The sequence below is a fragment of the Streptomyces sp. NPDC031379 genome (assembly GCF_055569615.1).
In genome coordinates, this window is the sequence record NZ_JBVIIT010000003.1 from 1 (window position 1) to 24,461 (window position 24,461).

The following is a 24,461-nucleotide window of genomic DNA, read 5'->3' on the forward strand; positions in this document are numbered from 1 at the left end:
ACGAGATCGGCATGGGCGACAACATCTGGCTCGGCGACCGCGACGCCGTACGCACCCCGATGCAGTGGACCCCCGACCGCAACGCGGGCTTCTCGACGTGCGATCCGGGACGCCTGTCCCTGCCCACGATCATGGACCCGGTCTACGGCTACCAGGTCACCAACGTGGAGGCCTCCATGTCCTCCCCGTCCAGCCTGCTGCACTGGACACGCCGCATGATCGAGATCCGCAAGCAGAATCCCGCCTTCGGGCTCGGCTCGTACACGGAACTGCAGTCCTCCAACCCGGCGGTCCTGGCGTTCCTGCGCGAGTACGGCGACGACCTGGTGCTGTGCGTGAACAACTTCTCCCGCTTCGCGCAGCCCACCGAACTCGACCTGCGGGCCTATGACGGACGGCATCCGGTCGAGCTGATCGGCGGTGTCCGCTTCCCCGCCATCGGTGAACTTCCCTACCTGCTCACCCTGCAAGGCCACGGCTTCTACTGGTTCCGGCTCGCCCGAGTCGCATCCCGCATCGGCCGCCGCCGCTGACCTCCCGGCGCCGAGGAAAGGACGCGTCACCATGCCGAAGACCATCACTCCCCGACCGAGAGCCGCCGTCGGCGTCGACGGCCCCCTGGCCTCGCTCGGCGCGCTGTTGCGTGAGTGGTTGCCGCGGCAACGCTGGTTCGCCGGCAAGGACCGGCCCGTCACCGATCTGTCGGTGCTGTCCGTGACCGAGCTGTTCCCGGGATGTATGCACCTGCTGGTGCACGCCTCGCACGCGCCCGTGCCCACGCCCGGCGGCACTCCCCCGCCCGGGGACTGCTACCAGCTGCTGCTGGGGCTGCGCGAGCACCTGGCGCCGCGGCTCGAGCGGGCGTTCATCGGGCGGGCGAGCGAGGGCCCGCTGGCCGGGCTCGCGGTCTACGACGCGCTGCACGACCCGCGCTCGGCCCATCTGCTGCTGGAGCGGCTGCGGCAGCCCGGCGCGGCGGGGCCGCTGCGCTTCGAGGCGGATCCGGCCGCACACCTGCCAGGGGGGCTGCCGCCGCGCCTGCTGGACGCCGAGCAGTCCAACTCGTCGATCGTGTACGGGGACGCGTACATCCTGAAGGTCTTCCGCCGCATCCAGCCGGGCGTCAACCCGGACCTGGAGGTGTCGGCCGCGCTGGCGGCGCAGGGCTGCACCCGGGTGCCCGCGCCGGTGGCCTGGTTCGGGACGACCGCGCCGCAGCCCGCCACGCTCGGCGTGCTCCAGCCGTTCCTGCCGGACGCCACCGACGGCTGGACGCTGGCGCTCGGGGCGCTCGCCGCCGGTGACGACTTCACCGTCGAGGCCCACGAGCTGGGACGGGCCATGGCCGAGGTGCACCTCTCCCTGGCCGAGGCGTTCGCGCCGGCCGGGCCGGGCGAGAACGGCCGCACGGCCGAGGCGATGTGCGCGCGGCTGGACGCCGCCGCGCACGCCGTACCCGGGCTGCGGCCCTTCGTGCCCGGGCTGCGGGCCGCGTTCGGAGCGCTCGCCACGTGCGACACCGGGCCGCCCGCCCAGCGCATCCACGGCGATCTGCACCTCGGGCAGGTGCTGCGGGCCGGCCGTGACTGGTTCGTCATCGACTTCGAGGGGGAACCGTCCCGGCCGCTCGCCGAGCGGCGGGCCCCGCAGTCCCCGGTGCGCGACGTGGCCGGGATGCTGCGCTCCTTCGACTACGCGGCCCGGCAGCGCCGCCCCTGGCGACCCGAGTGGGCGCGCCGCTGCCGGGAGGCGTTCTGCGCGGGCTACGCGGCCCGCGCCGGTTGGGATCCACGCAAGAAGCACGCGCTGCTGCGCGCGCACGAGACGGACAGGGCGGTCTACGAGGTGCTGTACGAGGCGAGACACCGACCGGACTGGCTGCCGGTACCGATGGCGGCGATCAAGCGACTCGCCGTGTGGGGAGGCTGAGTCATGGCACTGCGCGACACCACGCGCCCCGAGGCCGCGGGGCCCAAGGCACCCGCCGCCCCTCCCCCGGACTCCGTCCCGGGGAATCCCCCTCTCGCCGTGCTCGACCCAGCCGACCGCGGCCGGCTGCTGGGCGGCGCGCACCACGATCCGCACGCCCTGCTGGGCGCCCACCCGGTCGAGGGCGGCACCCTGTTCCGGGCGCTGCGCCCGAACGCCCGCGCGGTGAGCGTCGTGACCGACGGCACGCGGCACCGGCTCGAGTCGGAGGGCGACGGTCTCTTCGCGGCCGTCCTCCCCTGCTCGCAGATCCCGTCGTACACGCTGCTGGTGGCGTACGACGACGGCGAGCAGGAGGTGCACGATCCGTACCGGTTCCTGCCCTCCCTCGGCGAGCTGGACCTGCATCTGATCCGGGAGGGCCGGCACGAGCAGCTGTGGCAGGCGCTCGGCGCGGAGCCGATGACCCATCAGGGTGTGACCGGCACCCGCTTCACCGTGTGGGCGCCCAACGCCCAGGGGGTCCGGGTCGCCGGGGAGTTCACGTACTGGGACGGCACCCAGTACCCGATGCGCTCGCTCGGCGCATCCGGGGTGTGGGAGCTGTTCCTGCCCGGGATCGGCGAGGGCGCCCGGTACAAGTTCGAGATCACCTCCCGCTACGGCCATCGTTTCCTCAAGGCCGACCCGATGGCGCGGAGCACCGAGGTGCCGCCGGACACGGCGTCGATCGTGACGGCCTCGCGGTACGAGTGGGGTGACGCGGAGTGGATGGCGCACCGCGGTGACACGCCCGTGCACGAGGCGCCGTTCTCGGTGTACGAGGTGCATCTGCCGTCCTGGCGGCCCGGCTCGACGTACCGTCGGCTGGCCGACGAACTGCCCGCGTACGTCAAGGAGATGGGCTTCACGCACGTCGAGCTGATGCCGGTCGCCGGGCATCCGTTCAGCGGCTCCTGGGGCTACCAGGTCACGTCCTACTACGCGCCGACGCCCCGGCTCGGCTCGCCGGACGACTTCCGGTACCTGGTGGACGCGCTGCACCGGGCCGGCATCGGCGTGATCATGGACTGGGTGCCGGCGCACTTCCCGAAGGACGACTGGGCGCTGGCCCGGTTCGACGGGGATCCGCTGTACGAGCCCGGGGACTGGCGGCGGGCCGAGCATCCGGACTGGGGGACGTACGAGTTCGACTACGGGCGGACCGAGGTGCGCAACTTCCTCGTCGCCAACGCGGTGTACTGGTGCCAGGAGTTCCACATCGACGGGCTGCGCGTGGACGCCGTCGCCTCCATGCTCTACCTCGACTACTCGCGGGACTCCGGCCAGTGGGAGCCGAACGTCTTCGGGGGGCGGGAGGACCTGGACGCGGTGGCCTTCCTGCAGGAGATGAACGCCACCGTCTACCGGCGCTGCCCCGGCGTGGTCACCATCGCCGAGGAGTCCACCGCGTGGGACGGGGTGACCCGGCCGACGGACAGCGGCGGGCTCGGCTTCGGGCTGAAGTGGAACATGGGCTGGATGCACGACTCGCTGGAGTACGTCCAGAAGGAGCCGGTGCACCGCAAGTACCACCACAACGAGATGACCTTCGCGATGGTGTACGCCTACAGCGAGAACTACGTGCTGCCCATCTCGCACGACGAGGTAGTGCACGGCAAGCAGGCACTGGTGTCGAAGATGCCGGGCGACTGGTGGCAGCGGCGCGCCAACCACCGTGCCTACCTCGGCTTCATGTGGGCCCACCCGGGCAAGCAGCTCCTCTTCATGGGGCAGGAGTTCGCCCAGGGCGCCGAGTGGTCCGAGGCGCACGGTCCGGAGTGGTGGCTGCTCGGCGACGACTACCACTCCGCCGGCGATCACCGGGGGGTCCAGCGGCTGGTGCGGGACCTGAACGAGCGGTACCGGGCGACGCCCGCGCTGTGGCAGCGGGACACCGACCCGGGCGGCTTCCGGTGGGTGCTGTGCGACGCGGCGGACGACAACGTCTTCGCGTTCCTGCGCTTCGGCGCGCAGGGGTCCCCGCTGCTGGCGGTGTCGAACTTCTCCCCCGTCGTCCGGCACGACTACCGGCTGTGGGTGCCGGGCGAGGTGCCGGCCTGGCAGCAGGAGCTGAACACGGACGACGTCCGCTACGGCGGCAGCGGGGTCGGCACGGAGGGGCCGCTGAAACCGTCGGACGGTTTCCTGAACCTCACGCTCCCGCCGCTCGCCACGGTCTGGCTGACGCCGGAGCGCTGAAAGCCGCAGGTGTCGGCGGCGGTCCCAGGGGCAGTCGGGGGCTACGGACCCGCGACTGCCTCTCGGGGCACGTACAGAAGGGCGGCACCACGTGCGCACCGTCGGAGTGGAGGAGGAACTCCTTCTGGTCGATCCCTACAGCGGCGACCCGAAAGCGCTGGCGGCGGCCGTGCTCGCCCGTGCCGCACACGACGATCCCGGCCACGACGTGTTCGAGAAGGAGCTGTTCGGGCAGATGCTGGAGTTCGCCACGCATCCGCAGTCGGACATGGCGGCCCTGGGGGCGGAGATCGTGCGCTGCCGCAAGGAGGCGGCCCGGCACGCCGGGGAGATCGGCTGCGCGGTCGCCGCGCTCGCCACCTCTCCGCTGCCGGTCAGTCCCTCCCTCACTGTCAACGAGCGCTACGAGTGGCTGGCCGAGCGCTACGGGGTCGGCACCCGGGACCAACTGGTCTGTGGCTGTCATGTACATGTTTCTGTGGACTCGGACGAGGAGGGGGTCGCGGTCCTCGACCGGATCCGTCCGTGGCTGCCGGTGCTGATCGCGATCAGCGCCAACTCCCCGTTCTGGCAGGGCGGGGACACCGGTTACGCCAGTTACCGCAGCCGGGTGTGGGGGCGCTGGCCGTCGGCCGGGCCGACCGAGCTGTTCGGCTCACCCGAGCGGTACCACCGGCGCGTGGCGGACATGGTGGCCACCGGCGTCATCCTGGACGAGGCGATGGTCTACTTCGACGCCCGTCTGTCCGCCCAGTACCCGACGGTGGAGATCCGGGTGGCGGACGTGTGCCTGTGCGCGGAGACCGCCGTGCTCGTCGCCACGCTGGCCCGTGCGCTGGTGGAGACGGCCGCGCGGGACTGGCGGGCCGGCCGGCCGCCGCTCGACCACAGCGTGAGCCTGCTCAGGATGGCCGCCTGGCAGGCCGCCCGCGAAGGCTTGGAGGGTGAACTGCTCGACCCGGTGACCCTGCGGCCCCGCCCGGCCCCGGAGGTGTTGCACTCCGTGCTGGAGCACACGGGGGCCGCGCTCGACGCCAGCGGCGACGCCGCCCGCGCCGAGCAGGCCGTCGAGAAGCTGCTGCGGACGGGCAACGGCGCACGCCGACAGCGCGGGCTGCTGGAACGCCACGACAGCCTGCGGGACGTGGTCACCGCGTGCGTACGGCACACCCAGGACTGAGTGACCCGGTCAGAGGATCAGCACCAGGGCGTACACCAGGAAGAAGGCCGCGATCAGGGCGACGAGGACGAGGATCAGCGTCAGCGGCGCCTTGGCCCAGCCTTTGGGCGGATTGTGCGTCTCCTGGGGCCCTGCCCCGGGCAGGCTGCTCTCGGCGGGCGGGGTCTCGCCGGGCGGGACGCCGCCTCCGGGCTCCAGCCCGGTGGTGCGCTCGGGCTCCGGATCGGGGTTCACATGGCTCATGTCCTCCGAGTCCCCAGGACACGCCCACATCATCAGCTGATCACGACTTCCCCGTTCCCGGCACCGAACGCGCTCACCTGGGCTACATTCGAGCACCGCCGACACCGAGCCGATCGGCGGAGTGACCCTCCGTACACCACGGGAGCAGCGCATGCGGGACGTCGCCCTCGCTCCAGCCGTTACCCCGCCGCTCACCGGCGGCCTGGCCGACAGCCTCTTCGACACGGCGGACCGGAATCCGACCCTGCCCCTCCTCGCGCGCCGCGCGGACCCCGCTGCCTCCGTGTGGGAGGAGGTGACGGCCCTCGAGGTACGGGACGAGGTGATCGACCTGGCCAAGGGGCTGATCGCCACCGGCATCTCGCCCGGTCACCGGGTGGCGCTGATGACCCGTACCCGCTACGAGTGGACGGTGTTCAGCCACGCGCTGTGGGCCGTCGGCGCCGAGGTCGTGCCGATCCATCCGGCCTCCTCGCGCGACCAGGTCGAGTGGATCCTGCGGGACGCCGGCTGCGTGGCCGTGGTCGTCGAGGACGAGCAGGGCGTGATGACCGTCGGCACCGTGTGCACCAGGCTGCCGCGGCTGCGGCACGTCTGGCAGCTCGACGCGGACGCGCTGCACGAACTCGTCGAACGGGGCGCGGTGGTGCCGTACACCACCGTGGAGTCGCTGCGCCGGATCGTGCTGCCGGACTCCACGGCGGCCATCGTCTACACCTCCGGCACCTCGGGGCGTCCCCTGGGGTGCGCGCTCAGCCACCGCGGCCTCGCCTACCCCTGCGACACCCTGCTGGCCGGCTGGGCCCACACCGCGGCACCACCGGGCGTACAGCCCTCCGTCCTGGCCTTCCTGCCGTTCTCCCACGTCTACGGCATCATGATCATGCTGACGTGCGTGCGCGGCGGTGTGCTGATGGCACACGAGCCGGAGCTGTCCGAGGCGGCGCTGGCGTCGGCTCTGACCACGTTCCGGCCGACGTATCTGTACGGCGTGCCGTCGGTGTTCGAGAAGCTGTACAAGAATTTCTGGCGTGCCGCGGACCGGGCGGGCCGGGGGGCGCTGTTCGAGCGGGCCGCGCAGACCGCGCGGGACTTCGCCGCGGCCGAGGAACGCCGCCGGCTGGGCGGTGGTGCGGGCCCCGGGCTCGATCTCAGACTGCAACACGCCCTGTACGAGCGGACGGTGTACCGCAGATTGCGCGCGGCGCTCGGCGGCCGCGTCCTGCGCGGCACCTCCGGCGGTTCCTCGCTCAGCCGCGAACTGTCCCTGTTCTACGAGGGCATCGGCGTGTACGTCCATGACGGGTACGGGCTCACCGAGTCCTCCGGCGGGATCACCATGCAGCCGCTCGGCCGGGAGAAGTCCGGGACCGTGGGCCGGCCGCTGCCGGGCACCGAGGTCCAGGTGGCCGACGACGGGGAGATCCTGGTGCGCGGGCCGTCGGTGTTCCAGGGCTACGCCGGCGACGAGGCGGCGACGCGGGCCGCGCTGCGCGGCGGCTGGCTGGCCACCGGGGACATCGGGCGGCTGGACGCCGAGGGCTATCTGACGATCACCGGACGCAAGAAGGAGATCATCGTCACCAGCGGCGGCAAGAGCGTCGCCCCGGCCCCGCTGGAGCAGCGGTTGCGGATGCACCCGCTGGTCCATCAGGCGGTGGTGATCGGCGACGACCGGCCCTGCGTCGGCGCCCTGATCACCCTGGATCCGGAGTTCCTCGGACACTGGCGGGCAGCGCTGGCCCTGCAGGGCGACCTCGCGGGCCGGGAGGCCCGCGAGGAGAACGCGCTGCGGGAGGAGATCGCGCGGGCCGTGGCCTCGGCGAACAGCGCCGTCTCCCGCTCGGAGTCCATCAGGGTCTACCGGGTGCTCCAGGAGCCGTTCGCCGCGGACAACGGGCTGCTCACCCCCTCCATGAAGCTGCGCCGGGGGGCCGTCGTGCGGCACTACGCCGCCGAGATCGAGGCGATGTACGAGGCACGCTCCTCGTCCCGGCGGGGACCGCAGGAACCTGCCGACTGGGACGAACCGGACGATGTCTTCCGCTGAGGAGGCGCACCCGCGCGAAGCGACGTCCCGCGGCGGACGGATAGCCTGCCGGGCTGTGGGAACCCGCCACGCAGAGAGAGATCAGCAACTACGACCGTCCTGGTAGAAGGGGTTCGGGAATCCCTCCCCGCCGGGACCGGGGAATGCGAGATGGCGACGGAGCCGCGTTGGGACGACACACCACCCTCGGAGGAGAGGTACGAACGTACGGTCTCCTTCGCCGGTGAGCTGCGCAACGTCACGGAGGCGCGGCTCGCCGCGGAGGACTTCCTGTGCGTGCTGTCGAGGGACGCGCCGCCGGGCGCGCACGAGTACTGGGACGACATTCTGCTGGTGGTGACCGAGCTGGCCGCCAACGTGATCCAGTACGCGCCCGGGCCGTTCGACCTGCGGATGCGCCGCACCTTCGACGGCGTGCACGTGACGATGCGCGACACGAGCACGACCAAACCGGAGCCGCGGCCCTTCCATCCGCGGACGGGCGGTGGCGGGATCGGCTGGCATCTGGTGCACACGCTGTGCACCCAGGTCAGCGTGGTCGTCCACGACCGCGGCAAGGACATTCACGTGTTCCTGCCCTGGTGACGGCGCTCGGATCGGGCGGGCCCGTCACGTGTGCGACGTGTATCCGTGCGCCGACCGGTTACTCCACCGGGAGCGGGGGCATGCTGGTGCCCACGCGTTCGTCTGCCTGCCGCACCCAGCCGGCGGAACGGCTCGGGCCACGGTGGGATCGAAGTTGGCGTACAGCGATCCAGGGCATGCGAACGGCGTCGAGTCGGACCGCCTGGAGCCGCAGAAAGGGATGAACACCGTGACACGACCCAGGATCCTGGTGGTGGGCGCCGGCTTCGCCGGAGTGGATTGCGTCCGCCGCCTGGAGCGGAAACTCGCCCCCGACGAGGCCGACGTCACCCTGGTGACGCCATACGCCTACCAGCTGTATCTGCCTCTGCTGCCCCAGGTCGCCTCCGGCGTGCTCACGCCGCAGTCGATCGCCCTCTCGCTGCGCCGCAGCAAGAAGTACCGCACCCGGATCATCCCCGGCGGCGCGATCGGCGTGGACCTCAAGGCCAAGGTGTGCGTCGTGCGCACCATCACCGACAAGATCGTCAACGAGCCCTACGACTACATCGTGCTGGCACCGGGCAGCGTGACGCGCACCTTCGACATCCCGGGGCTGACCGAGCACGCCTTCGGGATGAAGACGCTCGCCGAAGCCGCCTACATCCGTGACCACGTCATCTCGCAGCTGGACCTCGCGGACGCCAGCGACGACCCGGCCGAACGGGCCGCGCGGCTGCAGTTCGTGGTCGTCGGCGGAGGGTACGCCGGCACCGAGACCGCGGCCTGTCTGCAACGGCTCACGCACGCCGCCGTACAGCGCTATCCGCGCCTGGATCCGGGCCTGATCAAGTGGCACCTGATCGACATCGCGCCCAAGCTGATGCCCGAGCTGGGCGACAAGCTCGGGCGCAGCGCGCAGGAGATCCTCAAGCGGCGGGGCATCGACGTCTCGCTGGGTGTGTCCATCGACAAGGCCGCCGCGGAGGAGGTCACCTTCACCGACGGCCGGGTGGTGCCGACGCACACCCTCATCTGGACGGCGGGCGTGGTCGCCAGCCCGCTGATCGCCACGCTCGGAGCGGAGACGGTCCGCGGCCGGCTGGCGGTCACCGCGGAGATGTGCCTGCCGGGCCACGACGGTGTGTTCGCGCTCGGGGACGCGGCCGCCGTGCCCGACGTGGCCAAGCACCAGGAGGGCGCGGTCTGCCCGCCCACCGCGCAGCACGCCATGCGCCAGGGCAGGAAGGTCGCCGACAACGTCATCGCGACCCTGCGCAACCAGCCGATGAGGCCGTACGTGCACAAGGACCTGGGTCTCGTGGTCGACCTCGGTGGCAAGGACGCCGTGTCCAAGCCGCTGGGCATCGAGCTGCGCGGGGTGCCCGCCCAGGCGGTGGCCCGCGGCTACCACTGGTCGGCGCTGCGCACCAACGTCGCCAAGACCCGGGTGATGACCAACTGGCTGCTGAACGCGGTCGCGGGCGACGACTTCGTCCGCACCGGCTTCCAGGCCCGCAAGCCCGCCCGGCTGAAGGACTTCGAGTTCACCGACTCGTACCTGACGCCGGAACAGGTGCGGGCCCGGGTCGAGGGCAAGGCCGTCGACAGCCCCTGATGTGACGCGGATCACCGAGGGACCGTCGATCATTTCCCACCCGATCGGCGGTCTCACCCGGTGATCGGAGAACGTCACACGGATGGGACACACCGGCATGACCGAGAAGACCGTGAAGGGCCCCGCGAGCTACTTCCCCTCGATCGAGCAGAAGTACGGCCGCCCGATCGGCGAGTGGCAGGAGCTGATCCGTTCCTCGCCGCTGACGAAGCACATGGAGCTGGTGCGCTGGCTGAAGTCCGAGCACGGTCTCGGGCACGGACACGCCAACGCCCTGGTGGCCGCGACGCCGGCCGAAGGGAGGTAGGGCCGGCCCTCGTGCGATGCTGGGTCGGAGATCGATTTCCGGCACGGGAGAGAGCACGGCGGCGTGAGGTCAGCGGGACGGTCGGGACGGGTACGGATGTGGGACCGGCTCGCGGCGTCCGACCCCGGGCTGCTCCGGCTCACCGCGGGGCTGCGCACGGTCACCGCCATCGCCCTCACCCTCGCAGTCCTCGGCGTAGCCCGGGTCCCGGTGCCCCACCTGGTCGCCGGCGCCATGGCGGCGATGGTCTCCACCTTCGCCGTCCGGGAGAAGCAGCGCGCCCAGCAGGCCGTCACGCTCGCCCTCGGCCTGCCGGTGGCGCTGGCCTCGGTCTCGCTGGGCGCGCTGCTGGGCCAACGCCTCCTCGTCGGGGACGTGTTCTTCGTCGTCCTCATCTTCAGCGCCGTCTACGGCCGCCGGTTCGGCGACCGCGGCACGGCGCTGGGGCTGATCGGCTTTCAGATCTACTTCCTCTCGCTGTTCGTGCACGCGACCACCTCCGCGCTGCCCGCGCTCTACGGCGTCGTCTGCGTGGCGTTCGTGTGCAGTGCCGCTGCCCGCTTCGTGCTGCTGCCGCAGACGCCGGCGGGCACCCTGGACCGGCTGCGGCGGGCCTTCCGCGCCCGGCTCGCCCAGTTGATCGCCAGCCAGGTCCAGCTGCTGGACGCCGGTCCCGACGAGGTGGAGAAGGTGCTGGCGGACCTGCGCACCGGGACCGCGCGGCTGCACGAGACGGCGCTGATGATCCAGGGGCGACTGGAGGACGGCACCTCGGACCCCTCGGTGGCCCGGCTGCTGCAGCGCCGGATCGCGGACGCCGAGATCGCCGCGGAGCGGCTCGGACTGCTGTTGCTCACCGCGCGCAGCGCCGAGCGCACCCACACCCTGACCCTGCATCTGCCGGGCGCACCCCTGCCCTCGGGGGGTGGGGCGCCGGTGCGGGACGAGGCGAAGGACACGCTGCGCCGGGACCTGCAGGCGCTGCGGCTGCTGATGCTGCGGCCGGTCGGTGAGGCCTCCGGGACGGCGCTCGCGCAGGTCCGCAACCGGCTGCTCGGCTACCGCGAGGAGGAGAACCTGCCCGCGGCCGCCCCGGCGGTACAGGACGTCTTCCGGGGCCTGGGCGAGGCGGCCCGGGCCGCGCTGGGGCTGCGGCTCGCCCTCGACGGGCCGCAGGACGAGTCGGACGACAGCCCCGCGACCGCCCGCTCGCGCGAGGAGCTGGACGCGGAGGACGCCGCGATCGAGATCAGCGAGGAGAGCGAGCCGGAGGAAGGGAAACCGGCCGGCCTGAAGCGGCCCACCACCCGGGCGGCCGTCCAGGTCGCGGTCGGTTCCCTCCTCGCCATCGCCGGGGGCGAGCTGCTGTCCAGCCAGCGCTGGTACTGGGCGGTGCTGACCTGCTGGATCGTCTTCATCAACACCGCGTCCACCGGGGAGATCCTGGTGAAGGGCTACCGGCGGCTGGTCGGCACGATGCTCGGTGTGGTGGCGGGCATCGTGCTCGCCGGGCTGGTCGGGCACCACACCTGGACGGCGTTCGCGCTGGTGCTGGTGTTCGTGTTCGCCATGTTCTACACGGCGCCCCTGTCGTACACGCTGATGTCGTTCTTCGTCACGGCCGCGCTCGGGCTGCTGTACACGCTGCTCAACACCTACAGCATGGCGGTGCTGGTGCTGCGGGTGGAGGAGACGGCGCTGGGCGCGGCCTGCGGGGTGATCGCGGCGGCCCTGGTGCTGCCGATCCACACCGACCGCCGCACCAACGAACTCCTCGTCGAGGTCCTGGACCGGCTCGCCGCCGTCACCCGGGCCGCCGTCGACCAGTTGAGCGGTGGCGCCGGTGCGGACCTGGTGGAGCAGGCGCGCGACCTGGACCAGGCGCTGGCCGATCTGCGCGGGGCCACCCAGCCGCTGACCCACCCGATCACCCCGCTGCGCTCCCGCCGGGACACCGCCCGGTACGTGGTGGCGCTGCTGGAGACCTGTGCCTACCACGCGCGGTCGCTCGCGGCGACGGCCGAGCTGCTGCCGACGCACCCGGCGATCGCGGCGGACCCCCGGCTGCGCGGGGCGTGCGGCCGGATCGTGCACAACATCGAGGCGATCGCCGCGCACGTCACCGATCCGCGCTCCCCGGCCGGAATCGAGAGCGGCCCCAGCATCGCCTCGATGCTGGAGCCGGGAACCCTGCGCACCCCGCGCTACGGCCGGGTCACCGACCGGGTGCTGCGCCATCTGCAACGGCTGGACGAGGCGGTCTCCGGACTGGCCCGGCCGCTGGACGTCCCCACCGGCGCGGCCGAGCCGAAGAAGTGACACCCCGCGAGGCCGGCCCTCACTCCGGTCCGGTGCCGCCCGGGCGGCCGCCCAGCGCCTCGTCGCGGACCCGGGCGCAACTGCGGCTGATCAGGCGGGAGACGTGCATCTGGGAGATGCCGAGCCGGTCGGCGATACGGCTCTGCGTCATGTCCTCGAAGAAGCGCATGTACAGGATCGCCCGCTCGCGTTCGGGCAGGCGGCGCAGCCCTTCCTTGGCGGCCTCGCGGTCGACGACGACGTCGTAGGAGGCGTCCGTCGCGCCGAGCGTGTCGGCGAGGCTGTAGCCGTCGTCGCCGCCGGCGGAGAGTTCGGCGTCCAGCGACAGGGTGCTGAAGCTCTCCAGCGCCTCCATGCCCGCGGACACCTCCTCCTCGCTGAGCCCGGTGTGCGCGGCGATGCCGGCGACGGTGGGCTCGGGGCTGCCGGGGTTCTGGGTGAGTTCCCGGCGGGCCACCCGGACCCGGTTGCGCAGCTCCTGCACCCTCCGCGGCACCCTCAGCGCCCACATCCGGTCGCGGAAGTGCCGCTTGACCTCTCCGGTGATGGTCGGCACGGCGTAGCTCTCGAAGGCCCCGCGCGACGGGTCGAACCGGTCGATCGCCTTCACCAGCCCGAGCGCGGCCACCTGGCGCAGGTCCTCGACGGACTCGCCGCGGTCGCGGAAGCGGCCGGCGATCCGGTGGGCCATGGGCAGCCAGGCGCTCACGAGTTCGTCGCGTACGGCGTCCCGCTCGGGACCGTCCTCCAGTTCCGCGAGCCGGGTGAACAGCTCCATGGTGTCGGGGGCGTCGTCGTGACTGCGCCGGGCGGGCGCCCCGCCCGCGGCGGTGGTGGCGGGCGCGCCGGGGCGGCCTGTCGACATGTCGGTCAGCATGCGGAATCGCTCCTGAACGTGGTTTCCGGGCAGAGCCGGAACATGGGTTCCGGGTCCTGGCCCGAACGGTGGTGTCAGGGTTCGCCGCGGGTGCACCGCCCGGCCGCCGGTAGGGGGCCCTGGCAGCGGTACTGCTCCCCGCTGGGCGCGCGCCTCCGGTCCGAAGCACGAGATTCCGTCTGCCCCCGGGCCCCGGGGGCAAACACCCGTGGGCGGAACTTCGGCAACCGCTTCAGTTCAGCGGGACGACGGCGGTGATGCGCTTGCCGCCGCATGGCAGCTCCGCCACCGTGACGTCCCGCGCCAGCCGGCAGACGATGGGCCAGCCGCGGCCGCCCGGCCGGAAGCGGCCGCGCTCGTCCACGGGCGCGACGGCCACCGGCACGTCGTCGCTGCGGTCGCTCACCGACACCTGGACGCCGCCGGAGTCGACGTCGACGTCGAAGCCGGTGATCCCGCCGCCGTGCAGGATGGCGTTGGTGGCGAGTTCCGAGGTGACCAGCAGGGCGTCCTCCATGGCCTCGGGCGCGCACGACAGGGCGCGGGCCCGGCACCGCTCGGCCACCACGCGCTGCACCGTTCTGCGGGCGTCGGCGGGCCGGCACGGCGGTCGGCGGCATGGGTCCCGCAGGGTCGCGGAGGAGCTGGTCCGGTGCTTGTCGAGCATCCTTCCTCCCTGTGCGCTGCCCGGATTGACAGGGTTTCCCTTTTCGGCTGACCCCTGGACGCGCCGTCAAACGCCCTCGGCACGGATGCCATCACGACGGGCCGGCCGGGTACCCGGCCGGTATGACCGATGTCGTGGACGCGGACGAGTTGTTGCGGCGGATCCGGCGGGGCAGGGAGCGCGCGGCCGCGGAGGAGCGGGCCTGGCGGGAGCGCGCGCAGCACCTGACGGCGACCGATCCGGAGGGCGCGCGGGAGGCGGCGGGGCGGGCACGGGCGTACGAGGCGGTGCTGCGCGTGCTGGAGGAGATCGTGAGCCCGGGCGGGTCACCGGTGACGGCGGAGGGAGTGAAACGGGTCACCTGAAGCAGCTTCCGATTACACGTACGTGCACGAGATGGTTTATCGTTCATACATACGTGATGCCGGAGTGGAGCGGAACCGTCCTTCCCCCCTCCCCGCGTCACCGCATACGGCCCTGGCTGGTCTCCCCCGTCCAGCCAGGGCTTTTTGCTGCCCGCAAGCGGCCGGAACACCGAAGTCCGGGCTCTTCGAGGTGCTCGGGGCGGCAGCAGCGGCTGAAATGGGGTTGAGCACAGCACCCGGACCGCACCGCCGCCGAGGAGCCCGCGCCATGACCAAAGCGATCAAACTTCTCACCGCTCTGCCCCAGGCACAGCGCGAGCGCCTGATGGAGCTGGCCAAGGAGATCTCCTTCCCCGAGGACAGCCGCATCTTCGAGGCGGGCGGCACGGCCGACCGGTTCTGGGTGATCCGCTCGGGCGCGGTCCATCTGGACCAGCAGGTCACCTCCCGGCAGCGGGTGACCGTGGCCACGCTCGGCGCGGGCGACCTGCTGGGCTGGTCGTGGCTGTTCCCGCCGTACGAGTGGGACTTCGGCGCCGTGGCCTTCAGCAACGTACGGGCCTACGAGTTCGACGGACCCGCGGTGCTCGCGTTGTGCGTGGAGGACCCGCTGCTCGGCCTCTCCCTGGTCCGGACGGTGGCCGAGGTCCTGGCGGGCCGGCTGGAGGCGACCCGCGGCAAGCTGATGGACCAGTACGCGATCCGGCGGCGCGGCGGCCCGTTCTAGGGGCCCCTCGTTCAGCTTCCCGTCGTCGCCCCGCGGAGGCGGCCGCGCGGAGGGCGGCCCCGCGAGGAACAGGGCATGGGCCTGCCGTCCGGTGCATGCCGACGGCGCGCGGCCCCGGCCGTCAGATCCGGTAGCGGCGCAGCGCCGGGACTGCGAAGGCCAGGGTCAGCATCACCACGACGACCAGGGCGCCGCCGCCCGCCACGGCGGCCCGGGGGCCGAAGGCCGAGCCGGCGGTGCCGTGCAGCACGTCGGCCAGGCGCGGGCCGCCCGCGACGACGACGGTGAACACGCCCTGCATCCGTCCGCGCATCTCGTCGGTCGCGGCCGACAGCAGGATCGCGCCCCGGAACACCATCGAGACCATGTCCGCGACACCGGCCGCGGCGAGGAAGGCCATCGCGATCCAGAGGCTGCCGCTCAGCCCGAACCCGGCGATGGCCACGCCCCAGCCGACGACCGCCCAGACAACCATCCATCCGTGCCGGCGGGCCCGCGAGAACACGCCGGAGAACAGGCCGCCGAGCACCGCGCCGACCGGGATGCCGGCGAACAGCACGCCGAGCGCGAGGCCTTCGCCGTAGGAGTCGTACGTCTGAGCGGCGAGCTGCGGGAACAGGGCGCGGGGCATGCCGAGCACCATGGCGACGATGTCGGCGAGGAAGGACAGCAGCAGGACCTTGTGCCGGGAGATGTAGCGGAAGCCGGCCGCGATCTCGCGTATCCCGGCCCGGCGGGTCGCCGCCCCGCCGAGCGGCGGCAGCGCGGGCAGCCGGAAGACGGCCCACACGGTCGCGCACAGCGCCACGGCGTCGACGAGGTACAGCTCGGGCAGCCCGATGACCGGGATGAGCGCCCCGGCCAGGAGCGGGCCCGCCACCAGGCCCATCTGCGTCACCGTGGAGCCGAGCGCGTTGGCGGCGGCCAGCTGGCCGGCGGGGACCAGACGGGCGATGGAGGCGTTGCGGGCCGGGGAGTTGAGGCCGAAGAACGCCTGCTGCAGAGCGAGCAGGACCATCAGGACGACGACGGAGCCGAGGCCGGTGACCGCCTGCGCCCAGAACAGCAGCGAGGTCGCCGCGATACCGCTGTTGGTGACCAGCAGCAGCTTGCGGCGGTCCACGGTGTCGGCGACCGCCCCGCCCCACAGCGCGAACGCCACCATGGGCACGAGTCCCGCCAGGCTCGCGTAGCCGACCCAGGCCGACGAGTGCGTGATGTCGAAGATCTGTTTGGGTACGGCGACGGCGGTGAGCTGGCTGCCGACGGCGGTGACGATGGTCGACGACCACAGGCGCCGGTAGGCCGGGATGCGCAGGGGGCGGGTGTCCATCGCCCAGTGGCGCCAGCCGCGCCGGGGCGGGGCCTCGGCCGCCGGCGCGCCGGTGCCGGTGTCGGTGCTGCTCTCGCTCGTGTCCACGGGTGTCCTGGTTGCTCGTTACATCTTTTCTCTTCGAGAGCCTAACCATTCCAGGACCGCCTGTGCGCACCGGACGGGTCCGCCTCAGGATCCGGCGACGAGCATGCCTCCGAGCGCCAGCATGGTGAGGGCGACCAGGCCGTCCAGGAACCGCCAGGCGGCGGGCCGGGCCAGGAACCGGCCGAGCAGCCGGGCGCCGAAGCCGAGCGCTGCGAACCAGCACAGACTGGCGAGCGCGGCGCCGAGCCCGAAGGTCCAGCGCAGCGGCCCCCGGTCGGCGGCGAGGGAGCCGAGCAGGAACACGGTGTCCAGATAGACGTGCGGGTTGAGCCAGGTCATCGCCAGGCAGGTGAGCACCGCCCGTCTGCGGGAACCGGCGGCCTCCCCCTCCGCGCGCAGCCCGGTGCCCGGCCTGAGGACACGGCGGGCGGCGAGGGCGCCGTAGCAGAGGAGGAAGGCGCCGCCGACGATCCCGACCGCCCGGAGCGCGCCCGGCCAGGCCACCACGACCGCCCCCACCCCGCCCACGCCGAGCGTGATGAGCAGCGCGTCGGACAGGGCGCAGATGCCGACCACGGCGAGCACGGAGTCCCTGCGCACCCCCTGCCGCAGGACGAAGGCGTTCTGGGCGCCGATGGCGACGATCAGGGAGAGGCCGGTGCCGAATCCGGCGACCGCGGCGGTCAGGGCGTGGTTCATGCGTTCGACGCTAGACAGCGGACCGAGTCAAGTACAGCTAAAGATATTTACGTAGCATTAGCTTTCGTGATGACGGAGCTTCCCCTGGAACAGGTGCGCACCCTGCTCGCCGTGGTCGACGAAGGCACCTTCGACGCGGCGGCCGCGGCCCTGCACGTGACGCCGTCGGCGGTCAGTCAGCGGGTCAAGGCCCTCGAGCAGCGCACCGGCCGCGTGCTGCTGCAGCGCACCAAGCCGGTGCGGCCCACGGAGTCCGGCGCGGTGCTGGTGCGGTTCGCCCGGCAACTCGCCCGGCTCGAGCGGGACGCGTGGGGCGAGCTGGGGCTGAGCGGCGCCGGTGAGCCGACGCGCGTGTCGGTCGCGGTGAACGCCGACTCGCTGGCGACCTGGTTCCTGCCGGCCCTGACCCGGGTGGCGGGGCTCTGCTTCGAGTTGCACCGGGAGGACGAGGACCACACGGCGGCCCTGTTGCGCGAGGGACTGGTGATGGCGGCCGTGACCTCCTCGGCGGACCCGGTGCCCGGCTGCACGGTCCGGCCGCTCGGCCGGATGCGCTATCTGCCGGTCGCCGCACCGGAGTTCACCCGGATCCATCTGGACGGGCGGCCCGTGGCGGAGGTGCTCTCCCGGGCGCCCGTCGTGCTCTTCGACCGCAAGGACGACTTCCAGGACGGCTTCGTCCGCCGGCTGGGCCGCGGACCCGCCGGCCCGCTGCGGCACTACGTGCCCACCTCGGAGGGTTTCGTGGACGCGGTCGCCGCGGGGCTCGGCTGGGGCATGGTCCCGGAGGCCCAGGCCCGTCCGCTGCTCGACGCGGGACGGCTGACCCTGCTCGCCCCCGGCGAGTGGGTGGACGTCACGCTGCACTGGCAGCAGTGGAAGCTCGACTCCCCCGCGCTCGCGGCACTGGCCGACGCGGTGACGGCGACGGCGGCGCAGGCGCTGCGCCGCTGACCGCCCACCACCGACCACCCACCACCGAACCGACCACCGACCACCGACCGCCCACCACGTACGGCTCCCGCGGAGCCTGCGCGCACGCGTGACCGGAACACGGCCGTCGCCCGATCCCCTGCGGTTGCGTCGTTTCACACCGTCCCGACCGGTCACCCGATGCCGGAGCACGCAATCGACAGGACACGGACGACTTCGATCCGACTCCGGGAGACTTCCATGGACAACTGGCGCGACCACGCCGCGTGCCGCCACGAGGACCCCGATCTGTTCTTCCCCATCGGCACCACCGGACCCTCGCAGGTGCAGGCCCAGCAGGCGAAGGCGGTGTGCGGGCGCTGCCCCGTCCGGGAGCAGTGCCTCGACTGGGCACTGGACACGGGCCAGAGCATCGGCATCTGGGGCGGCACGACCGAGCCGGAACGCCGCGCGCTGCGGCGCCGCGCGCGCTCCCGGCCGCGCTCGGGCTGATCCGGCGGCGGGAAGGGGGCTCAGCGGCCACCTCGGCGCAGGGTCCCCCACGCCCGCTCCTGCCGGGCCACCTCCGTCCTCGCCGCGTCGATCACGCCGTCGGCGATCCAGCACAACGGCTCCACGTCGGCCACCAGTGGCTCGTTGTCGGGGCCCCGGCCCGTCTCCCGGCCCTCGAGGACCCAGGGGCGCACGCCGGGGCCCTTGTCGTGCGGCAGATGCGCGTAGTCGTGCAGACGGCGCGCCACCCACAGTTCCAAGGACCGGTCCTCCCACCAGTCCTCGACGCCGAGCGGGTTGGCCGACAGGCCCGGCATGGGCACGCCGGTGAGTTCGTCGGTGCTGGACACGTCGTCGAGGTCGGTGCCGGGTCCCGCGGACCAGCGCACGTACAGATCCGGGTGCCGTGCCACCAGGCCGGCCAGCTCGGCGAGGGTGGACACGACCGGCAGGTCCTCCGCTGTGCTCATGGCATGGCCTCCCTCGACGGTGCCGCGCCACCGGAGTACCCCCGGCGCACACCCGGAACCGGCCCCGGTGCCGTACCGCCTCAGGACGCGTCGCGCGGCTGTCGGCCGGCCGGCAGCCGCAGGGTGAAGACGGCGCCCGCGCCGGGCTCGCTCGCCGCCTCCGCCGTACCGCCGTGGGCCGCGACCAGGTGGCGGACGATCGGCAGACCGAGGCCGCTGCCCCCGGTGCGGCGGCTGCGGGACTTCTCCGCGCGCCAGAACCGGTCGAACACGTGCGGCAGGTCCTCGGGCGCGATGCCCGCACCGGTGTCGGTGACGGTGAGGACCACGTCGTCCCCGTCCCGGCGGGCGGTGAGCGTGACGGTGCCGTCGGCCGGGGTGTGCCGCAGCGCGTTGGAGACCAGGTTCCCGAGGACCTGCCGCATCCGTACCGGATCCGCGTCCAGCCAGGCGGCGGGGTCGGTTCCGATGCCGAGGGCGACCCCGGCGGCGTCGGCGGCGACGCGGTGGGCCGCGGCCACCTGGTCCAGCAGGTCACCGGCGCGCAGCGGCTCGCGGTGCAGGCGCAGGGTGCCCGCGTCGACGGCGGCCAGATCCTGCAGGTCGTCGATGATGCGCTGGAGGACGAGCGCCTCCTCGTGCAGGGAGTCCAGCAGCGCCGGGTCGGGGTCGACGACGCCGTCCCGGACGACCTCGAGCCAGCCGCGGATGTTGGTCAGCGGGCTGCGCAGCTCGTGCGCGATGTCGCTGACCATCGCCTTGCGCTGGGCCTCCAGGCGCTCGCGGCGCTCGGTCAGGTCGTTGAAGGCCTCGGCGAGGATGCCGGTCTCGTCCCGGGTGGTCACCGGCACCCGGACATGCAGCTCGGGCGGGGCGCCCGCGGCCTCGGTCAGCGCGCGCAGGGGCCGGACCAGCCGGATGGCGAAGACGGCGGTCACGAGGACGGTGACGGCGAGGACCAGGCCGGCCGTGCCGACCACCTTGGCCTTGTTGGCCGGGGACATGTCGAAGCGGGAGGGGTTCTGGTCGCCGATGCCGAGGAACAGCTCGGCGGCCGGGGCGACGTACGGTTCGAGCTGGGTGCGGCGGGCGCCGAGGACGCACCGTTCCGTCCGTGCGATCGCGTCCTTGCCCAGCTTGGCGTACTTCAGGACCAGGTGGCCGCTGCCGAAGGGATCCTTGCCGCTGGGGTCGAAGGGGACGAGCATCGGTCGGCCGCGGTTCAGGCCCTCGCGCTCCAGGCAGGGGCGGGCCAGCTCGGAAAGGCGGTTCAGTGCCTTCTGTTCCGTCGGAGTGGGGGTGTAGAGCTGCCCGTCCGCGCACTCCTCCGCGCCGTAGGAGGGAGCCGCCCCCTCCGACCCGCTGAGCACGGGGCGTCCGCTCGGGGTGCGCACGACCGTGGTCTCGATGCCGAACCGCTGGTAGCACTGCTTGCGCTTGGCGGCCAGTGCGTCCAGCTTGGCGCGCTCCTGGGCCGGGACCCGGTACGGGCCCGCCGCGCGAGGGTCGATACCGCTGAGCTGGGCCCCGCTCTCGGTGTAGGTGTCGGTGCGCAGGGGGTCGACGGCGGCGGCGGGCCGGGGTGGCAGCGGGGTGCCGGGCGGCGCGGAGTCGGCGATCAGGCCTCGGTCGACGGTGGTGAGGGCGATGCGCCGCCCGGTCCGGGCGGCCAGGTCACGGACGGTCCGCTGGACGTCCGCCCATGCGGCATGGGTGGCGGCGTAGCCGCTGAGCTGGGCGAGGATGCTGTTGTCGGCGGCCAGGTCCTGGCCCTGCTCCTCCTTCAGCGCGCTGGTGGTGGTGGTCACGGCGAGCCAGGAGGTGGCCGCCACCGAGCACACGGCGATCAGGGCGGAGGCGAACAGCAGGCGGACGAGAAGCCGTTTGCGCAGCGGTATCCGGCGCTTCACGGCCGCGCCCCGCTCAGCTTGTAGCCGACGCCGAACACGGTCAGCAGCCGTGCCGGACGGCGCGGGTCGTCCTCGATCTTGCGGCGCAGGTTCATGATGTGCACGTCGACGGCCCGCTCGGTGGAGGCCCGGTCGATGCCGCGTGTGCAGTGGAGCAGCTGCCGCCGGGTGAACACCCGGTCCGGCTCCCCGGCCATGGCCAGCAGGATCTGGAACTCGGCCGGCGTGCACTCCACCGGCACGCCGTCGCGGCGCACCTCGTGCCGTACCGAGTCGACGCTGATCCCGGCCGCCTGTACGACGAGGTCGTCGTCCCGCGCGCCGGCGCCCCGCCCGCTGCGCCGCAGGACGGTGCGGATACGGGCCATCAGCTCGCGCGGGCTGTACGGCTTGGTCATGTAGTCGTCGGCGCCCAGTTCGAGGCCGAGCAGCACGTCGTCCTCGGCGGAGCGGGCGGTGAGCATCACCACGGGGATGTCGGGGTCCTCGCCGCGGCGCAGCACCCGGCACACGCCGAAGCCGTCGACGACCGGGAGCATCAGGTCCAGGACGACGAGGTCGGGCCGCAGCCGGCGGGCCGCGTCGAGCGCCGCCGCGCCGTCGTGCACCACCGTGGCGGTGTGCCCCTCGGCCAGCAGGGAGCGGCGGATCAGTTCGGCCTGCTTCTCGTCGTCCTCGGCGACCAGTACATGTGCGCACACGAGTTCGGATCCTAGGCCGCTCAGACGGCGAGCCAGTCGGCGAACCCCATGACGACGACCGGGTGCCGGTCCGGCTCGAGGGTGCGCAGCAGGTGCTTCATGTGGGCCTTGGCGACGCTGACGCAGCCGTGCGTGGGCCCGCCGTGGTCGACGTGCAGCCAGACTCCGCCGCCCCGGCCGAGGCCGAGCGGACGGGTCCAGTCGAGGGGCGAGGTGCCGGGCCTGCGGTTGTAGTCGATGGCGATGACGTAGTCGAAGGACCCCTCGAGCGGTTCGCCCTCGAAGCCGGTGCCCGGTGAGCGGAAACCGCGGGAGTGGTGGTACGGGAGCCTGCTGCCGGGGTCCGGGAGCAGTCCTCCGGCGTCGGAGAGGGTGTAGACGCCGAGCGGGGAGCGCAGGTCGCCGGAGAGGTGGTGGGCGCTCCAGCCGCGCAGCGCGTTGTGGGCGGGCCAGGCGGGGCCCGCCTGCCAGCCGGTGGCGGTGCGCTCGTGCAGGACCACCGTGCAGAGCGGGGAGTTCCCGCCCCGTCCGGTGACGACGACGGCCTGCTCGCAGCGCTCCGGTATCGCCGCCGACCGCTTCGGCCCGAGACCGGGTATGCCCTGCGGTGCCTGCTCCGCCACGATCTCGGGGGTGCGGACGGCGGTGGGCGCCGGCCGGCGGGCGGGCCTCTGTCGCTCGGTCGCCTCGGCTCCGCCGCCGCAGCCGGTGAGCAGCAGCGGGGAGGCGAGGAGTGCGACAGCGGTTCTGCGACGGATCATGGGTCGAACCCTGGCCGACAGTTGTTTGGAACCGGTCAGGGTTCAGGCGCGGTTCGGCTTTCCCGCCGTGTACAGCCAGGTGTGGAACAGGCCGGCCAGGCGTTTGCCCGACGTCTGCTCGGCCAGCCTCACGAACTGTGCCGTCGTCCCGTGCCCGCCGCGGTGGCCGTCCGCCCAGGCGCGCAGGACCCGGAAGAAGGTCCTGTCGCCGACGGCGGTGCGCAGCTCGTGCAGGGTCATGGCGCCGCGCGCGTAGACGGGCGCGCCGAACAGGTTCCGGCCGCTGCCCGGGTCGCCGGGCGGGTAGGCCCACAACGCGTCGCTCGCGGGGCGGGCGTAGAGGGCGTCGAAGCTCTTCTGGGCGCTGTCGCCGCCGTGCTGCTCGGCGTAGAGCCACTCGGCGTAGGTGGCGAAGCCCTCGTTGAGCCAGATGTCCTTCCAGGCGGTGAGCGAGACGGAGTCGCCGAACCACTGGTGGGCGCTCTCGTGCACGAGGGTGCTCAGGTCCGGCGCGGAGTCGTAGACCGGCCGGGTCTGGGTCTCCAGGGCGTAGCCGACGCTGGGGGCGTGGTCGACGATCGCGCCGGCGGCCCGGAACGGGTACGGCCCGAACAGTTTGCTCTCCCAGGCCAGGACGGAGGGCAGCTTCTTCAGCACCGGCGCGGCGGCGCGCGCCTCCCGCGCGTCGACGGCGTTGTAGACCTGGATGCCGTCGCGGGTGGTGTACCGCTCCACGTCGAACTCACCGATGGTGGCGGTGGCCAGATAGGCGGCCATGGGCCGGGTCTCGCGCCAGCGGAAGGTGGTGCGCCCGTGCGCGGTGCGCTGTCCGAGCAGCACGCCGTTGGCGACGGCGGTGTGCCCCTCGGGCACGGTGAGGGTGAAGTCGTACGACGACTTGTCCTTGGGGTGGCTGTTCGCCGGGAACCAGGTCATCGCGCCCTGCGGCTCGCCCGCGACGAAGGCGCCGTCGTCGGTGGGGATCCAGCCGTCCGGCGAGCCGTCGGGGTCGGTGACCGGCTTCGGGGTGCCGTGGTAGGCGACGGTGACTCGGAACTCCTGGCCTGCGCGCAGGGCGTGGCGCGGGGTGACGACGAGTTCCTGGCCGGCGCGCCGGAAGGCCGCCGCGCCGCGGTCGACGGTGACCGCGGTGACCTTCAGGCCCGAGAGGTCGAGGTCGAAGCGGGTGAGTTTCCGGGTGGCGCGTGCGGTGAGGACGGCCTTGCCGTCGAGGTGGCGGCCGGCGGTGTCGTAACGGAGGGTCAGGTCGTAGTGGCCGACGTGGTATCCGCCGTTGCCGCTGAGCGGGAAGTAGGGGTCGCCGGCGCCGGACGCGCCGGTGGTGCCCGCCGCCGCGGGTCCCGCGGCGGCGAGGAGCGCCGCCAGCGCGACGGGCACGGTGGCGAGGACCGCCTCGCGGCGGAGGACGGAGGTACGGCGTGGTGCGGGCTGTCTGCGGGGTGGCGTCACAGGCGCTCCTCAGGGGTGGCGGGTGATCGGCTGGCCGACAGACTAGGGGCGGCGAGGGCCCGGCTTCCCCCTTGTTCAGGTCAAGTCACGCCGCGTCGCCGCACGGTGGGCCGGGACGGCCGCAGTAGGCTCGTAGATCCGTCCGCGACCCGAGAGGGGCCCGACCGTGAGCGTGCGCGTGCGCCGGATCTACGAACCGCCCGAGCCCGACGACGGCCTGCGCGTCCTGGTGGACCGGCTCTGGCCGCGCGGCCTCGCCAAGGACGAGGCGCACGTGGACGAGTGGCCCAAGGGGCTCACGCCCTCGACCGAGCTGCGCCAGTGGTACCACGGCGGCGAGGGCTCCTACGAGGAGTTCCGCCGCCGCTACGAGGCGGAACTGGACGCTCCTGAGACCGTCGAGCTGCTCGACGGTCTCAGGAGCGCGGCCCGCAAGAGGAGCGTGACCCTGCTGACGGCGTCCAAGAGGCCGCAGGAGAGCCACGCTCAAGTGCTGGCGGAGCTGCTGAAGGGCTGAG

General features: G+C 72.9%; 24 protein-coding genes. 14 read left to right on the top strand and 10 right to left on the bottom strand.

Annotated features, from left to right (window positions below):
* From ACZ5CW_RS04875 to ACZ5CW_RS04890, 4 genes are all read left to right on the top strand, one after another.
* Nucleotides 1-533: alpha-glucosidase C-terminal domain-containing protein (locus ACZ5CW_RS04875; protein ID WP_468598412.1), on the top strand; the 533-nt coding region annotated here is incomplete at its 5' end.
* 31 nt (nucleotides 534-564) lie between these two features.
* Nucleotides 565-1,929, top strand: coding sequence for a maltokinase N-terminal cap-like domain-containing protein (locus ACZ5CW_RS04880; protein WP_468598414.1), 1,365 nt, complete (start codon nucleotides 565-567; stop codon nucleotides 1,927-1,929).
* 3 nt (nucleotides 1,930-1,932) lie between these two features.
* Nucleotides 1,933-4,170 (top strand): 1,4-alpha-glucan branching enzyme, encoded by a 2,238-nt coding sequence (gene glgB, locus ACZ5CW_RS04885; RefSeq protein WP_468598416.1) that lies wholly within the window; start codon nucleotides 1,933-1,935, stop codon nucleotides 4,168-4,170.
* Between the two features lie 91 nt (nucleotides 4,171-4,261).
* Entirely contained in the window at nucleotides 4,262-5,350 is a 1,089-nt protein-coding gene (locus ACZ5CW_RS04890; protein ID WP_468598417.1) for a glutamate--cysteine ligase 2, read from the top strand.
* A 9-nt stretch (nucleotides 5,351-5,359) separates the two neighbouring features.
* Here ACZ5CW_RS04890 and ACZ5CW_RS04895 read toward each other — a convergent pair whose 3' ends face one another.
* On the bottom strand, nucleotides 5,360-5,593 hold the full coding sequence (locus tag ACZ5CW_RS04895; protein ID WP_468598418.1) for a DUF6480 family protein: 234 nt from the start codon (nucleotides 5,591-5,593) through the stop codon (nucleotides 5,360-5,362).
* Between the two features lie 151 nt (nucleotides 5,594-5,744).
* On the opposite strand from ACZ5CW_RS04895, the gene ACZ5CW_RS04900 reads away from it, so the two are divergent.
* The 5 genes from ACZ5CW_RS04900 (at nucleotide 5,745) to ACZ5CW_RS04920 (ending at nucleotide 12,451) form a co-directional block, all read left to right on the top strand.
* A complete protein-coding gene (locus tag ACZ5CW_RS04900) occupies nucleotides 5,745-7,643 on the top strand; it encodes an AMP-dependent synthetase/ligase (RefSeq protein ID WP_468598420.1) in 1,899 nt (632 codons plus the stop codon).
* Between the two features lie 150 nt (nucleotides 7,644-7,793).
* The gene (locus ACZ5CW_RS04905) at nucleotides 7,794-8,228 is read left to right on the top strand and encodes an ATP-binding protein (protein ID WP_468598421.1); all 435 of its coding nucleotides are present in this window, start codon (nucleotides 7,794-7,796) and stop codon (nucleotides 8,226-8,228) included.
* 220 nt (nucleotides 8,229-8,448) lie between these two features.
* Nucleotides 8,449-9,825 carry an NAD(P)/FAD-dependent oxidoreductase gene (locus ACZ5CW_RS04910; RefSeq protein ID WP_468598423.1) on the top strand — a complete coding sequence of 459 codons (1,377 nt, stop codon included), beginning with the start codon at nucleotides 8,449-8,451 and terminating at the stop codon, nucleotides 9,823-9,825.
* A 97-nt stretch (nucleotides 9,826-9,922) separates the two neighbouring features.
* On the top strand, nucleotides 9,923-10,132 hold the full coding sequence (locus ACZ5CW_RS04915; protein ID WP_468598424.1) for a DUF4287 domain-containing protein: 210 nt from the start codon (nucleotides 9,923-9,925) through the stop codon (nucleotides 10,130-10,132).
* Between the two features lie 96 nt (nucleotides 10,133-10,228).
* Nucleotides 10,229-12,451: an FUSC family protein gene (locus ACZ5CW_RS04920; protein ID WP_468598426.1), complete on the top strand. Its 2,223-nt coding sequence runs from the start codon at nucleotides 10,229-10,231 to the stop codon at nucleotides 12,449-12,451.
* 19 nt (nucleotides 12,452-12,470) lie between these two features.
* On the opposite strand, the gene ACZ5CW_RS04925 is transcribed toward ACZ5CW_RS04920, so the two are convergent.
* Together ACZ5CW_RS04925 and ACZ5CW_RS04930 are read right to left on the bottom strand one after the other, a co-directional pair.
* Nucleotides 12,471-13,328 carry an RNA polymerase sigma factor SigF gene (locus ACZ5CW_RS04925; protein ID WP_468598428.1) on the bottom strand — a complete coding sequence of 286 codons (858 nt, stop codon included), beginning with the start codon at nucleotides 13,326-13,328 and terminating at the stop codon, nucleotides 12,471-12,473.
* A gap of 232 nt (nucleotides 13,329-13,560) precedes the next feature.
* Nucleotides 13,561-13,995 (bottom strand): ATP-binding protein, encoded by a 435-nt coding sequence (locus ACZ5CW_RS04930; RefSeq protein ID WP_468598430.1) that lies wholly within the window; start codon nucleotides 13,993-13,995, stop codon nucleotides 13,561-13,563.
* A 122-nt stretch (nucleotides 13,996-14,117) separates the two neighbouring features.
* On the opposite strand from ACZ5CW_RS04930, the gene ACZ5CW_RS04935 reads away from it, so the two are divergent.
* Nucleotides 14,118-14,360, top strand: coding sequence for a hypothetical protein (locus ACZ5CW_RS04935; RefSeq protein WP_468598432.1), 243 nt, complete (start codon nucleotides 14,118-14,120; stop codon nucleotides 14,358-14,360).
* 268 nt (nucleotides 14,361-14,628) lie between these two features.
* Nucleotides 14,629-15,087 (top strand): cyclic nucleotide-binding domain-containing protein, encoded by a 459-nt coding sequence (locus ACZ5CW_RS04940; RefSeq protein WP_468598434.1) that lies wholly within the window; start codon nucleotides 14,629-14,631, stop codon nucleotides 15,085-15,087.
* A gap of 121 nt (nucleotides 15,088-15,208) precedes the next feature.
* Here the strand turns inward: ACZ5CW_RS04940 and ACZ5CW_RS04945 are convergent, their stop codons facing one another.
* Both ACZ5CW_RS04945 and ACZ5CW_RS04950 read right to left on the bottom strand, forming a co-directional pair.
* Nucleotides 15,209-16,507 (bottom strand): MFS transporter, encoded by a 1,299-nt coding sequence (locus tag ACZ5CW_RS04945; protein ID WP_468598436.1) that lies wholly within the window; start codon nucleotides 16,505-16,507, stop codon nucleotides 15,209-15,211.
* A gap of 84 nt (nucleotides 16,508-16,591) precedes the next feature.
* The gene (locus ACZ5CW_RS04950) at nucleotides 16,592-17,206 is read right to left on the bottom strand and encodes a LysE/ArgO family amino acid transporter (protein ID WP_468598438.1); all 615 of its coding nucleotides are present in this window, start codon (nucleotides 17,204-17,206) and stop codon (nucleotides 16,592-16,594) included.
* A 66-nt stretch (nucleotides 17,207-17,272) separates the two neighbouring features.
* Between ACZ5CW_RS04950 and ACZ5CW_RS04955 the strand changes: the two genes are divergently transcribed.
* The gene (locus ACZ5CW_RS04955) at nucleotides 17,273-18,160 is read left to right on the top strand and encodes a LysR family transcriptional regulator ArgP (protein ID WP_468598440.1); all 888 of its coding nucleotides are present in this window, start codon (nucleotides 17,273-17,275) and stop codon (nucleotides 18,158-18,160) included.
* 219 nt (nucleotides 18,161-18,379) lie between these two features.
* Nucleotides 18,380-18,631 carry a WhiB family transcriptional regulator gene (locus ACZ5CW_RS04960; protein ID WP_468598441.1) on the top strand — a complete coding sequence of 84 codons (252 nt, stop codon included), beginning with the start codon at nucleotides 18,380-18,382 and terminating at the stop codon, nucleotides 18,629-18,631.
* Between the two features lie 20 nt (nucleotides 18,632-18,651).
* Here the strand turns inward: ACZ5CW_RS04960 and ACZ5CW_RS04965 are convergent, their stop codons facing one another.
* The 5 genes from ACZ5CW_RS04965 to ACZ5CW_RS04985 form a co-directional block, all read right to left on the bottom strand.
* Nucleotides 18,652-19,101, bottom strand: coding sequence for a DUF6098 family protein (locus ACZ5CW_RS04965; RefSeq protein ID WP_468598443.1), 450 nt, complete (start codon nucleotides 19,099-19,101; stop codon nucleotides 18,652-18,654).
* 80 nt (nucleotides 19,102-19,181) lie between these two features.
* A complete protein-coding gene (locus tag ACZ5CW_RS04970; protein WP_468598445.1) occupies nucleotides 19,182-21,011 on the bottom strand; it encodes a sensor histidine kinase in 1,830 nt (609 codons plus the stop codon).
* A complete protein-coding gene (locus tag ACZ5CW_RS04975) occupies nucleotides 21,008-21,712 on the bottom strand; it encodes a response regulator (protein ID WP_468598446.1) in 705 nt (234 codons plus the stop codon). The genes ACZ5CW_RS04970 and ACZ5CW_RS04975 overlap by 4 nt, the downstream gene beginning before the upstream one ends.
* A gap of 20 nt (nucleotides 21,713-21,732) precedes the next feature.
* Nucleotides 21,733-22,473: a L,D-transpeptidase family protein gene (locus tag ACZ5CW_RS04980; protein WP_468598448.1), complete on the bottom strand. Its 741-nt coding sequence runs from the start codon at nucleotides 22,471-22,473 to the stop codon at nucleotides 21,733-21,735.
* Between the two features lie 42 nt (nucleotides 22,474-22,515).
* Complete coding sequence (locus tag ACZ5CW_RS04985) at nucleotides 22,516-23,943, bottom strand: M1 family metallopeptidase (protein ID WP_468598449.1); 1,428 nt, start codon at nucleotides 23,941-23,943, stop codon at nucleotides 22,516-22,518.
* 166 nt (nucleotides 23,944-24,109) lie between these two features.
* Between ACZ5CW_RS04985 and ACZ5CW_RS04990 the strand changes: the two genes are divergently transcribed.
* Nucleotides 24,110-24,460, top strand: a complete 351-nt coding sequence (locus ACZ5CW_RS04990; RefSeq protein ID WP_468598450.1) for a DUF488 domain-containing protein — start codon at nucleotides 24,110-24,112, stop codon at nucleotides 24,458-24,460.
* The last annotated feature ends 1 nt before the right edge of the window (nucleotide 24,461 follow it).